At 64.9% G+C, this 13,186-nt stretch carries 10 protein-coding genes and 1 pseudogene; all 11 read left to right on the plus strand.

Going from position 1 to position 13,186, the window contains the following annotated elements; translation table 11 throughout:
* A pseudogene (locus AO501_RS05465) lies at nucleotides 1-536 on the plus strand (hypothetical protein); the annotation flags it as partial.
* Nucleotides 493-2,055 carry a type VII secretion protein EccB gene (eccB, locus tag AO501_RS05470; RefSeq protein WP_082658405.1) on the plus strand — a complete coding sequence of 521 codons (1,563 nt, stop codon included), beginning with the start codon at nucleotides 493-495 and terminating at the stop codon, nucleotides 2,053-2,055. The pseudogene AO501_RS05465 and the gene eccB, both read left to right, overlap by 44 nt.
* A complete protein-coding gene (gene eccCa / locus AO501_RS05475) occupies nucleotides 2,052-6,266 on the plus strand; it encodes a type VII secretion protein EccCa (RefSeq protein WP_055576759.1) in 4,215 nt (1,404 codons plus the stop codon). Before eccB ends, eccCa begins: the two co-directional genes overlap by 4 nt.
* Before the next feature lie 118 nt (nucleotides 6,267-6,384).
* Nucleotides 6,385-6,675, plus strand: coding sequence for a PE family protein (locus AO501_RS05480; protein ID WP_371934627.1), 291 nt, complete (start codon nucleotides 6,385-6,387; stop codon nucleotides 6,673-6,675).
* A gap of 10 nt (nucleotides 6,676-6,685) precedes the next feature.
* On the plus strand, nucleotides 6,686-7,876 hold the full coding sequence (locus tag AO501_RS05485; RefSeq protein WP_055576761.1) for a PPE family protein: 1,191 nt from the start codon (nucleotides 6,686-6,688) through the stop codon (nucleotides 7,874-7,876).
* Between the two features lie 171 nt (nucleotides 7,877-8,047).
* Nucleotides 8,048-8,344: a WXG100 family type VII secretion target gene (locus AO501_RS05490; RefSeq protein ID WP_055576762.1), complete on the plus strand. Its 297-nt coding sequence runs from the start codon at nucleotides 8,048-8,050 to the stop codon at nucleotides 8,342-8,344.
* A 43-nt stretch (nucleotides 8,345-8,387) separates the two neighbouring features.
* Nucleotides 8,388-8,678, plus strand: coding sequence for a WXG100 family type VII secretion target (locus AO501_RS05495; protein WP_055576763.1), 291 nt, complete (start codon nucleotides 8,388-8,390; stop codon nucleotides 8,676-8,678).
* Between the two features lie 66 nt (nucleotides 8,679-8,744).
* A complete protein-coding gene (locus AO501_RS05500; protein WP_063892811.1) occupies nucleotides 8,745-9,656 on the plus strand; it encodes an ESX secretion-associated protein EspG in 912 nt (303 codons plus the stop codon).
* 153 nt (nucleotides 9,657-9,809) lie between these two features.
* Entirely contained in the window at nucleotides 9,810-11,171 is a 1,362-nt protein-coding gene (locus AO501_RS05505) for a MinD/ParA family ATP-binding protein (RefSeq protein ID WP_082658407.1), read from the plus strand.
* On the plus strand, nucleotides 11,168-12,679 hold the full coding sequence (gene eccD / locus AO501_RS05510) for a type VII secretion integral membrane protein EccD (protein WP_055576766.1): 1,512 nt from the start codon (nucleotides 11,168-11,170) through the stop codon (nucleotides 12,677-12,679). The genes AO501_RS05505 and eccD overlap by 4 nt, the downstream gene beginning before the upstream one ends.
* Nucleotides 12,680-12,751: 72 nt before the next feature.
* On the plus strand, nucleotides 12,752-13,186 hold a 435-nt coding region (locus AO501_RS05515; RefSeq protein WP_269435166.1), incomplete at its 3' end, for a S8 family serine peptidase.

Here is a 13,186-nt window from a genome sequence, read left to right on the forward strand (position 1 = left end):
GTAGTGGGTTTGGCGGCCTGGGCGCTCTGGGCAGCCTGCCGATGTCGATGCTGGGCGGGATGGGCGGTGCCGGCGGCAGCTCTGGTGGGCTTGGCGGGTTGGCGTCGAGCCTGGCGGGTCGCTCGGTGGGAGGGGAGTTGCCACCTGGGGTGGCCTCGGAGAAGGGTTTGCAACGCGACACGATCTTGGCGGCACGGGCGGTGGCGGCTGCGTTTCCCGAGATCCGCACGATCGGTGGGGTGCGGCCGGATTCGTTGAAATGGCATCCCAACGGCCAAGCGATTGACGTGATGATTCCTGATCCGACGTCACCGCATGGCAAGGCTTTGGGGGATGCTGTGATGCGATTTGCGATGGCGCACCGTCAGCAATTCAATATTAACCACGTGATCTGGCAGCAGACGATTCACAATCCTGATGGGTCATCGAGCTTGATGGAGAATCGTGGTTCTCCGACGCAAAACCATATGGATCACGTGCATATTGCAACGAATGGCGGGGGATTCCCGCGCGGCGGTGAGGTGTACCGGCTTTGAGAGGACGGCTGTGAGCGAGCCAGATCGGCTTCCGGGCCGTGGTTTGGTGTTATCGACGCGGGTCCAGGTATCGGGCCACATGTTTTTTGCCCGCCGTGCGGTGTTGGCGATGACGCGCCGTCGGGTGCGGATGGAGGCCGAGCCTGGTCGGCGTCAGTCGATGGCGATTCTGGCCGGCCTCACGGCGTCGGTGGTGTTGTGCGTGGGGGCCCTGTTCTGGTCGTTTGTGCGCCCGGCGAGTTCGGCGGGTGCGTCGCGGGTGTTGGCTGATCAGCAGACCGGCGCTTTGTATGTGGCCGTTGGTGACAAGCTGTATCCGGCGCTGAACTTGGCCTCGGCCCGGCTGATCGCGGGTGAGCCGGTGAATCCGGATCGGGTTCGGCGCAGTGAGATTGATGCCCGGCCTCGAGGATCGCTGGTGGGCATTGCCGGTGCCCCGCAAGAGATGACGGCGACCTCCCCTGGTCGCACGTCGTGGCTGGTGTGCGACGAGATCATCAAGGCGCTCGGCGCGGGGGCGCCCGAGCCGGTGACCGTGACGGTGATCGATGGGCAGCCGCAGCTGGGGGAACGTCACCGTGTCCTGGGGGCCGAGGATGCGGTGCTGCGCCGCTTCGCTGAGGATGTGTGGCTGATCCGCGATGGCCGGCGCTCGCTGATCGACCGGGGATCGCGTGCGGTGTTGTTGGCGCTGGGTTTCGGTGATGACGCGTTGTCCTCGGCGCGCCCGATGAGCCGGGCTTTGTTCGATGCGATTCCGGTGGGGCCGGTGTTGGCGGTGCCGGCGATCGCGGGTGCGGGCTCTGCGGCACGTTTTGCCGGTGCGCCGGGGCCGGTGGGAACGGTGGTGTCGACCCCGCAGGTGGGGGGCCAGACGGCGTACTCGGTGGTACTGGCCGATGGCATACAGCCGGTGTCGGCGTTAGCGGCGCAGGTGTTGCAGAACGCCGGTCCGGTGGGGGCGGGGTCGCCGGTGGTCGCCGGTGCGGTGCTGGCCAAGTTGCCCGTGGTCAACGTGCTGGATTTGTCGGCGTTTCCAGCGGTGCCGCCGCATGTGGTGGACAGCCAGGTGAATTCGGTGGCGTGTTGGCAGTGGCAGCGGGTGTGGGGTGAACCGTCGGCGGCGACGTCGGTGGTGGTGGGGACGTCGATCCCGGTGTCGGACGGTGATGCCGGCAAGGGGGTGGAGTTGGTCAGACCCGGCGGTTCGACGTTGCAGGCCGACCGGGTGTTCTTTACCCGCGACTTCTCCAATTACGTTGTTTCCACGGGTAATTCGCCGTCTTCTGCCACATTGGAGTCGTTGTGGTGGGTCTCGGAGTCCGGGGTCAGGTTTGGTGTGGCGCGCGAGGATCAGACGTTGCGGGCGTTGGGGTTGTCGACCCCTCCTCGCCCGGCCCCGTGGTCGGTGTTGCGGCTGCTGGCGGGTGGGCCGATGTTGTCGCGTGCGGATGCACTGGTACGGCATAACGCGTTGCCGGTTGACGGCAACCCTGGGGAGTTGGAGATCCCGAAGTGAAAGATGGGTTCGCCCGATCTAAGCCGGCCGCCGCGCCGGAGATGAAGCCAGCTTCGATCGAGCTTCCTACGCCGCTGAAAATGCCGGCCCCGGAGGGTAAGCCGTGGTGGACTGTGGTGCTGGTGATCGGGCTGTTGGGCCTGGTGGGCGCGATGGTGGGAATCAGCTTTGCCAGCGGTGCGCGTTCATTTACAGGGGTGGGTTCGTTTTTCCCGATTCTGATGGTGGGTGGTCTGGTGGCGATGTTGTTCACCGGACGCGGCGGTTCACAAGAGATGTCGCGCACCAAATTGGATGCGTTGCGGGCCAGGTTTTTGTTGGTGATCGACGAGCTGCGCGGCAACGCCGCCGACGCCGCGGACCGTCTGGATGCTAACTATCGGTGGTATCACCCGCCTCCTGCGACGCTGGAAGCTGCCTTGGGCAGTGCGCGGATGTGGGAACGCAAGGCCGATGGTGGCGATGCGTGGTTTGGCGTGGTGCGGGTGGGTGTAGGCATGACCGACCTGATGGAGGCGGGCGCGGCGAGATTCTCTGAGCCGCAGGACATGCCGACTGACATCGAGCTGGAACCGGTCACGGGCACGGTGTTGCAGGAGTTCGTACGCCACCAGACGGTGGCGTACGGGCTGCCGGCGTTGGTGTCGTTGTTGGTGGAGCCGGGTTATGAGTTGCGGGGTCCGCGCGATGTGGCTTTGGGGTTGATGCGCTCGATCATCTGCCAGTTGGCCTTCTCCCACGGCAGCGATCACATTCGGCTGGTGGTGGTTACTTCTGATGCGGCGGAATGGGATTGGGTGAAGTGGTTGCCCCACGCTGGTGACCTCAGCGTCGAGGATGGTGCGGGGCCGGCCAGGATGGTGTACGCCTCAGTGACGGATTTCCTTGGCGCACAGCAGGACACGTTAGGGTTGCGCTCTCGGGGGGATTTCCTGGCTCGTCACGGGGCGAAGAGGGAACCGATTGCGCCGTTGCCTCACACGGTCGTTGTGTGTGACACCGAACAGGGATGGGAGCGGCTGGGGGATCGCGCCGGCGTGAGCGGGTTGACGTTTTTTGATGTCAGGGGCAGCGGGCAGGTGCCTGCGTGCGCTGAGCTGAAGCGGGTTCTGCACATCAGCGCCGACGGGGTCATCACGGCGGTGCCCCGTGATCTGATGAGCTGGGACGCCAAAGAGGCGCACAGTCCGCAGTTTTTCGCGGTGTGTGACCAGATGAGCCGCGAGGATGCGGAGTCTTTTGCCGAGCGGATGGCTCGCTGGCGGCTGGCCGAAGCCTACGAGGCGCTCGATGACGGCGGTGTTGAACAGTTCATGGCGCGAGACATCTTGTCTTATTACGGGATCAACGACGCCGCCAACATTGATTTCGAGGCGTTGTGGGGTCCGCGCGGTGACATCAATTCGCCGGCCCGGCTGCGGGTACCGTTGGGCAACCGGGCTGATGACAGGGAACTGTTCTTTTTGGATCTCAAAGAGTCTGCTCAAGGCGGTCATGGTCCGCATGGGGTGATGGCGGGAACCACGGGCTCGGGTAAGACCGAGATGCTGCGTACCGCGCTGGTGTCGCTGCTGCTGGGGCATCCCCCGCAGAATCTGCAGTTGATGCTCGCCGACCTCAAGGGCGGAGCTGGGGTCAAACCGTTCGCCGGGGTTCCGCATGTGGCGCATATCATCACTGACCTTGAGGACGATCAGAGCCTGCTGGACCGGTTCGTGGACGCGATGTGGGGAGAGATCGCACGGCGCAAAGCGTTGTGCGACAAAGCCGGAGCCGACGACGCCACGGAATACAACAAGATGCGCTCAGCGCGCCAAGCTGCGGGTCAGGAGCCGTTGCCCCCGTTGCCGGCGCTGCTGGTCATCATCGATGAGTTCGCTGAGCTGTTCAAGATGATGGCCTCGGCGGTGCAGGATGCCCTCGATCAGATCTGCCGCCAGGGCCGGTCGTATTGGGTGCATCTGTTGATCGCCAGCCAAGAAATCGACAATCGCGCAGAGAAGTTGCTGGCGAATATGGGGTATCGGTTGGCGTTGAAAGCCCAGACCCAGGCCGCGGCCACGGCTGTGGGGGTTCCCAATGCGGTGAACCTCAAACGGTCGGGGGACTGCTACTTCCTGCACGGTCCGCCGTCCAATGCCGACGTGACGAAGTTCCGCGGCGAGTGGTTGTGGCGGGAGTACCGTAAGCCGGGAGTGGAGGACCTCTACGACGACAGTTCCGCTGGCCCAGGATCGGTCGCTTACTTTGCACCGCAACTGTTTACGACGGATCTGACGCCGATTCCATCGGCGGACAGCAGCCCTGAGGAGTCCGCCGCCACTGAGGGTGGGTCGGTCGCGGCGGAGGCCGCAGGTGAGAGTGATGCCGAGGTCGAAGGCAATGCCGCGCTGATGCGCCCGAAGGTTGCCCGTATCATCATCGACCAGTTGCGCCAGGTCGACTTCACGCCGTATCGGTTGTGGCAACCGCCGTTGGACGAGCCGTGGAGCATCGAAAAGCTAGTGAACCGGCACCTGGGACGGAATTGGCGCGACGGTTATGTCCGCACCGCCGACTTGGTGTTCCCGATCGGTGTGGTAGATCGGCCGTTCAAGCATGACCAGCATCCGTTGCTGCTGGACGTGTCGGGGCCCGGGGCCAACGTGGTGATTGTCGGCGCGCAGGGCTCGGGTAAGACGACAGCGCTGCAGGATCTGATCTGCGCGGCGGCCATGACACACACTCCCGAACAGGTGCAGTTCTACTGCCTGGCGTTTTCCTCAGCAGCTTTGAGCAGCGTGGAGGGGTTGCCTCATGTGGGGGGCGTCGCTTTGGGGGCGGTGGATCGAGATGGTGTGCGCCGCACTGTGTTTGAACTGTTGACTTTGCTCAAGCAGCGGCAGCGCAGTTTTGAGGACTACCGCGTGATGTCGATGGAGATGTTTCGCAACGTCAAGTTCGGCGGATCGCCGGGCAATGTCGCTGATGACGGGCACGGTGACGTGTTCCTGGTGATTGACAACTGGTCGGGTTTGGCCAGCGAGTATGAGGTGCTGCTGGACCCGGTCAGCAAGCTGATCAAAGAGGGTCCCACCTTCGGGATTCATGTCGTGGCGAGCGTGAGTAGAACCAGCGAGTTGCCGCCGACGGTGCGCACGAGTTTCGGATCACGTGTCGAGCTGCGTCTCGGGGAGACCGTTGACGCGATGTTGGTCAAGCCGCGTATGGCCGATCAGGTACCGGTGGAACGTCCCGGGCGGGGCATGATCGCGCAGAACTATGAGCGCCGTGGTGCCGAACCGGTCGGTCTGCACACGCTGATGGCGCGCCCCACCACCGAAGCCGGCGTTGGTGACGGATGGGATTCTCGCAGCGTCGTGGCGGCCGTTGCCGAGGAGGCCGCGCAGTTCACACCCGCGCGCAGGGTGCGCCGCCTGCCGCAACGGGTGAGCCCGGCGCAGTTGGTGGCGATGGCGGCCGGGGAGTCCGCAGCCGATTCGCCAGTGGTGTGGGCGCTCAGCGAGACCGAACAACCGGTGTTCTTCGGCAGCCAACATCTGCTGGTGACCGGACAGAGCAAGTGCGGGCGCACGTCGGTCTGCGCGGTGGTGATGGGTGAGCTGGCCCGCACTTGTGCGCCAGGTGGACAAGATCAGACACCGGCGCTTACCGATGCCCGCCCGGTTGCGCAGGTGTGGCTGGTTGATCCTCGCCGGCAGCTGCACACCGTGCTGGATTCGTCGTATATCTACCGAGTCGCCTCTACGCCGTCGACGATCAAGCAACGCATGCAGGAGCTGGCCGCAGTCCTTGCCGAGCGTGAGCCCGACGACAACGCGTTGGCGGGCTCGATCGGGCAGGTTAGCTGGAGCGGTCCGGAGATCTGGCTGGTGATCGACGATGCCCAGCGACTACCTGCTGGATTTGATTCTCCGCTGGAACCGATCGCGCGTTTTGTGGAGGCAGGTGCCGATGTGGGCCTGCGGATCATCTATACCCGTGCTTTCGGGGGGCTCATGTCCTCCATGGGGGCCGATCCGGTGCTGCGTAGGTTGCGGGAGTCCAGGGCTGCGCTGTTGGTGATGGATTCCGACCCTGACGACGGTTTTATCCAGGGAAGGTGGAAGGGCCACCCGATGCCTCCGGGCCGGGGGTACCTGATGAACACCGCCGAATCCGGGGAGTCGGGGATATATGTGCAGGTCGCAGACCCGGGGCTGGGCGTGTGAGCTCCCCGGATCACGCACATGAAGGCGCAGATGGCGGTAGGCTCCTGACAAGTCCAAGAAGAAATTCATCAACGGTTCCGATACACTAGCGTTTCTTATGGGAGGTTTTGCGATGTTCATGACGGCATTACCGGGGTCGATGGAGGAGACAGCATCAGCCCTGTCGGCAATTGGCGGGGCAGTTGCGGCGGGCAACGCCGCCGGGGCGGCCCCCACGCTGGGCGTGGTGCCCCCGGCAGCCGAGCCCGCGTCGGCGCTGCTGGCTGCGGCGTTCGGGACCCACGCTGGGGTGTATCAGGTCAGCGCGGCCATCGGAACAGTGATTCATCAGATGTTTGTGGCGACGCTGGGCGCCAGCGCGGGCAGCTACACCGCCGCCGAGGCTCTCAACATCACCGCGATGCTCTGACCGGGACGCAATGACCACCTACGAGGTGCCACCAGAGATCAACTCGGGCCGGATGTATGCCGGCCCGGGTTCATCGTCGTTGGTCGCCTCGGCCGCTGCGTGGCAGGCGCTTGCCATGGATCTAGGTTCGGCAGGTGCGGCGTTCAACGAGGTTGTTTCGGCCCTGGCTTCGCAGGCGTGGCTGGGACCGTCGGCGATATCGATGGCTCTGGCAGCAGCACCGTACGTGGTATGGATGATCGCTACCGCCGGGCAATGCCAGGAAGCGGCGGCTGCGGCGGGCGCAGCAGCAACGGCGTTCGAAGCAGCACGCGCGGGAGTGGTTCCCCCTCCGGTCATTGCGGCCAATCGCAGCACTTTGATGTCGTTGTTGGCCACGAACTTCCTCGGGATCAACACTCCGGCGATCGCGGCCAACGAGGCGGCATATGACGAAATGTGGTGCCAGGACACGACTGTGATGTACGGGTTCGCCGCCGACGCGGCGGGCATCACGGGCACGTTGGTGCCCTTCGTGCCACCGGCTGCCAACTCCAACCCGATGGCCCTGGCCGCCCAGGCCGCCGCTGTGGGGCAATCAGGCGGATCGGCAGCCGCGCAGCAGCCGATGAATCTCGCCAGCCAGGGGGGAGGGTTGGCCAGCCTGCCCGCCGGCATCGATGCGCAAACCATGCTGAGCATGGGCCCGCAGCTGGTGACGATGATTCCCCAAGCGCTGCAAGGACTTTCCTCACCGTTGAGCAGCGGACTATCGCCTGCCAGCGGCTTGGGTCAATTCCAGTCCCTGCTGTCGCCGTTTATCGGGATGCTCAACAATCCCGGCATGCTGGGGATGGGAACCGGCGGTGCCGGTGCCGCCGCCGGAGGGGTGGGTTCGGGCTTGTCCGGTCTGGGCGGAGTCGGAGGGGCCGGGGGTGCCGTCGAGGCGATGGCCGGGCGGGCGGCCTCGTTGGGTGGTTTGTCGGTGCCGGCGACATGGACCGCCGGCAGCAGTACCGAATCGACCGCGGGGGCGCGGACGGCGGCCACCCCGCTGGTCGCTACCTCCGGCACCGGAGCGGGATCTGGTGCGGTACCGGCCACCGCATCAGGGGGCTCGTTCGGTGGCGCCCCGATGGCCGCGGGGCTGGGCAACCGCGGTGCCACGGGTGGGGGAACGCCGCGTTACGGGACACCGGTGAAAGTGTTCGACCGGCACTAGTGTTCCTGCCCCGCATTCGCTATAGGGAATGGTGAAGACCGACACAACATCTTTTTGCAGGTTTCTTGTCATCGCCGTTGCCGAGCCTTGTGACCCGCCAATAGACTTGGTGTTCAGCAACGCGAAAAATATCTGCATTTCAGTTCCCCAAATTGAGGAGAGAGAAGGAATATGACGACACGCTTTATGACGGACCCGCACGCGATGCGTGACATGGCCGGCCGTTTCGAATCCCACGCACAGACCGTTGAGGATGAGGCCCGCAAGATGTGGGCATCGTCGCAGAACATCGCTGGCGCAGGTTGGAGTGGCCAGGCGCAGGCGACCTCGTTGGACACCATGGGCCAGATGAACCAGGCCTTCCGCAACATCGTCACGATGCTGCACGGTGTGCGCGACGGGCTGATCCGTGACGCGAACAACTACGAGCAGCAGGAACAGGCTTCTCAGCAGGTCCTGAGCAGCTAGCCAGCGACGAGCAACCCCAGCGAGCGTAGGAGAACCCAGAGAAATGTCCATCAACTATCACTTCGGCGACGTCGACACTCACGGGTCGACGATCCGCGCGCAGGCCGCCTCACTGGAGGCCGAGCACCAGGCCATCGTGCGCGACGTGCTGGCTGCCGGTGACTTCTGGGGCGGCGCCGGTTCGGCGTCCTGCCAGGAATTCATCACCCAACTGGGACGCAACTTCCAGGTCATTTACGAGCAAGCCAACGCCCACGGGGCTAAGGTTCAGTCCGCCGGCAGCAATATGCACGGCACCGACGGCGCGGTCAGTTCCGCGTGGTCGTCGGTCTAAATTCCCACGGTCCCAACGCGGCGGCACCTGCCAGGTGCCGCCGCGCTTGTCGTTAGAGGTGCTCCCTTGGTAACTCCCACCGCAACAGACATCACCGTCAACCTCGATGGTTTATGGCTCCTGCAGGCACTGGTCGGGGTGAATCGTCTGGCCGCGGAGTTGCGTGGCCGACCCTGTGGGCAACCCCGTTCGATGAAGTGGATCGCCCAACACCCGGGTCTGGCGGTCTTGGTAGCGGAGGGGATCTGTGATGAGGCTGCGGTGGTTCGCTCCGACATCGCCACCCGGATGCGTGTGCTGGGTACACCGGACGTCGAGGTCGTTGTCTTGGTGTCACACGGGCCGATGACCTGGTCATCGGAGGTCTTGATGGACGATCCGTCGAGCTGGAGGGCGATCCCTGACGGGCAGCTGCGGATTGTTTTGGCCCGGCGCGAAGGCCGCTGGGCTTCGGCCGTCCGCGCCGGGTCGCACGTCACGATCGACGACTGCGCGGCAGCGGTTGATGCCGACGGGCTGGTCCGCCTGGTTTGCGACGCCCTGGACTCGGTGCACTACGTCGAGCCGGCCAGGATCAGCGCCGTCAATGTGCCCATGGACGGTATCTGCACCGCCGCGGCCGAACTTTCCGGGATCTCGACCGCCGGCCTCTCGCAGCAGGCAGCGCTGAAGTCAGTCGGATTCAGCGGCACCACCCTGGCCCAACTGACAGAGGCTCTCCAAGAGCCGGTCGCTGAGGCTGTGCTCTATGCGCGGGCCTACGTCGAGGGCGCCGCCGTAGCCGGCGAATCAGTGCTAAATCTGCGCGATACGAAGTCCGGGCGAGTCGCGCTCTATCGGGTCAATCCGCCTCGTGGTAGCCACCAGCAATGGATGGCCGTGGGACCGGCCCACCAGGGACAGATACGCCACGGCGTACTGGCGGCACTTGACAGCGTGGCGGTGAACTCTTGGGACACCCACGAACGAATGTGCTGAGAGCACGAAACTTTGTTGTGCCGCTGACGCTGCGGCGTGCAGTTAGCCCCAGCAAACATTTTCGAATAATATCGTTCTGGCGTGGCATAGCGAAAAATTGGACCCTAGGATCAGCTTAGGCAGTCACACAGAATTACTAAGTGGAGTTAAATAATGACCATCGATAACGGAGATTTCATGTCGCGCTACCTGGACCCGGAAGGGGGGCCAGAGCGGCCAGCTCCCATCGGAGCGCTGCCGCACCCGCCGGCTGCACCGTCGATGCCAGCTCCCGCCGCACCGTATGAGCCCACGATGCAATCGTCGACGCCGCAACCGGAGACGCCGCTGACACCGGCCTCGCCGTCGCACGTCGCGGTGGCTGCTCCCGCGCATCAGGATCCGCCGACACCGCCGCGGGAACGCGGTGCGTCTATCGTCCAGCCGGGGCGTGAAACAGTTTCACCGGTCGGGCAGCTTCCTGACAACACTGGACACCGCCGCGAGATTGCGCCGCCAGCGCCGCCACCGGCGCGGTTCGAGGTCGCCACGGTGGCACAGCGGTGGGCTCCGCAGGCCGACCAGCAGGCCGCGGCCTACACCCACCAGCAGATTCAGGTCGGCGAGGTGGTCAAGCGCCACCGTCAGCCACCGGAAATGGGTTGGCGCAAAACGGTCTACACCGCAACGTTCAGAACCATCAACCTGGGCGCTGGCCCGGCGGAGCGGACCCTGATCGACCGGAAGCGGCGGATCACCACCAACATCCCGGGGAATTACCAGATCACCGCTCTGTCGATGAAGGGCGGCGTCGGTAAGTCGACACTGGTTGCGGCCGTGGGCACCACGCTGCGCAAGATCCGCAACGAAGCTGTCATCGCCATCGACGCCAATCCGACGTACGGCTCTCTGGGCCGGCTCATCGCACGCGATGGCAAACCACCGGCCTCGATCCGAGAGTTCCTGGCCCACAATGACTTAACGAGCTTCAGCGTCGCGCGACAATACTTCGGCAGCAATGACGAAGGACTCGAGGTCCTAGCTGGCAACCCGAACGTGACTAACCCGCTGATCCTGACCCCGCAAGTGTTCGCCGACACCATTGCCCGCACCCAGGGCTTCTATCAACTGTCGCTGGTGGACTGCGGCGCTGAGATCGAGCATCAGGTGATCCCAGCGGTGTTGTCGTCGTCGAACGCCTTGATGATCGTGGGCTCGATGAACCTGCAAGGTGGTCTGGCGGTGGAAAAAACAGTGGACTGGCTGGCGGCCCGCAATGGACACGAACTGCTCAAGCGCTCATTCATCGTGTTGACCGACGCCTACCGTTGTGCGACCAAGAAATTCGTCACTGAAGTGACCGAGAAGGTGGGGCCCCGTGTACGGGGGGTGAAGGTCATTCCTTTCGATGCGCACCTGCGTGATGCCCAGCCGTTGGTCTTCGATGCGTTGCGGCCGCGAACGCAGACGGCGTTGATCGAGTTGGCAGCTGAACTGGCCGACGGATTCCCCACCGCCGGAGCGCTGGTCGGGTGAGTGTCGACCAGCAGGACCTGGCGGGCGCAACCGCGCCGTCGTTACCGCCTCGGGTGTTGGTGGCCGTGATGGCAGGGGCGACGAAAGTGGGCGTGGTGCTGGATGCTTCAGCGCCGGTGTCGGCGCAGATGTCGGCGTTGGTTGATGTGATCAACGGCCGCCTGGAAGATCTGGGGCAGCCGGTGATGTCACCCGGGCCGGGTCGCGGCCGGTGGGGGTTGTGCAGGGTCGACGGGACACCGCTGAAACTGTCGCGGTCACTGGCTGATCAGGGAGCGCGTGACGGGATCCGGTTGTGGCTGAGATTCATACCGGACTCCGAGGCGCGGATCAATGTGGTCGAACATGTCACCTCGGCGGTGGCCCAGGAGCTTACGAAGCGTTGGCCGGGTCTGAGCGCGGCGTGGGCGGGCCGGGTCGGGGCGGCCATGGTGGTCTGCGGAGTGGCGGCTGCCACTGCGCTGATGTTGCGCTGGCGTTTCGGCCACATGGGGTGGGGGCCCAGCATCTTCTGTGCAGTGTTGGCTCTGGTGCTGATCGGCGCCGCCGTGATCACGCTGGCCCGCTGCACGGACAGCGCCGACGGCAGGCGCATCGGTGACACGTTGTTGTTGATCGGATGCGTGCCGGCCGCGGTGAGTGCCGCCGCCCTGGTGCCGGGCCCGGTGGGAGCCCCGCATGCGGCGCTGGGGGTGGCGATGCTGATGAGCGCGGCGGTGCTGATTGTGCGTTTCACCGGCCGCTACATCGCGTTGGGAACGACGGTGATCATCGCGGGGGCGGCGGCCGGGGCCGCGGCGCTGGCACGGATGACTTTGGTGACCTCGGCGGTCACCCTGCTCGGTGTCGTGCTACTCGTCTCGATCCTGCTGATGCATCTGGCCCCGACAGTTGCGCGGTGGGCAGCCGGTATCCGGCTACCGGTGTTCCCGTCGGCATCGGGACGCTGGATTTTCGAGACCCGCCCTGATCTGCCCACGGATAAGGTGGTGGCCTCCGGCGGCATCACGAGCTATGACGGGCCGCAATCGGTGCGGGACGTGGTGGTGTGCACCGACCGTGCGCACGCTTATTTGTCGGGCCTGCTGATCGGCACTACTGCTGTGATGGTGGTGTGCTGTGTGGGGTTGTGTGATCCGCACGCCCCTCGCCGAGGGGTTGCGCTGCTTGTGGCCGGCCTGGTCGCGGTAGCTGTGCTGTTGCGGGGCCGGTCGTTTACCGATCGCTGGCAGGCCACTGTGCTGGCCGGGGTCGCGGTGGCGGTGGTGATCGGTGTTGGCGGCCGCTATGTCCTGGGGCTGTGGACGCTGACAGCGCTGTTGGTCGGTACCTCGGTGATGGTTGCTGTTCCCGTGGCCGGGCTGGTTGCCGGGGTGGTGGTGCCCAACCGCTTCTACACACCGACATTCCGCAAGATCGTGGAGTGGATCGAATACTTTTGTCTGGCCGCCATTTTCCCGCTGACCTTCTGGCTCATGGGAGTGCTGGCCGCGATCAGGTACCGGTAGGTGGTGTCGATGACGGGCTATCGACGAGCGGTCGCGGTGGGCTTGTGCGGGGTGGCGCTGGTCGGGAATGCCATGTGGGTGGCTGTCCCCGAGGCGCGGGCGGTAGAGCCCCCGCAGATCGACCTCGCTGCGCTCCCGGCTGATGGACCGCCGGGACCGGATCAGCCGATGCGCCAAGGCGCACTGTGCACCCGTGTCGGCACGCTGCCGGGCACCGATTACCGTGTACAGCCGCATTTCATGGACATGCTGGACTTGGCCGAGGCGTGGCGCTTCGGGCGCGGCAACGGCATCAAAGTGGCTGTCATCGACACCGGAGTCAGCCCGCATCCACGGCTGCCCGATCTGATCGGCGGCGGCGACTATGTGGTGGCCGGCGGCGACGGCCTGTCGGACTGCGACGCTCACGGGACGATGGTGGCCTCGCTGATCGGTGGCGCACCCGCGGATGGAAAGACGCCGCTACCGCCGCCTCGGCAGACCCGTCGGCCCGACACCGCGCCCACC

It is taken from the genome of Mycobacterium gordonae, assembly GCF_001417955.2.
Classification (GTDB): Bacteria; Actinomycetota; Actinomycetes; order Mycobacteriales; family Mycobacteriaceae; genus Mycobacterium; species Mycobacterium gordonae_B.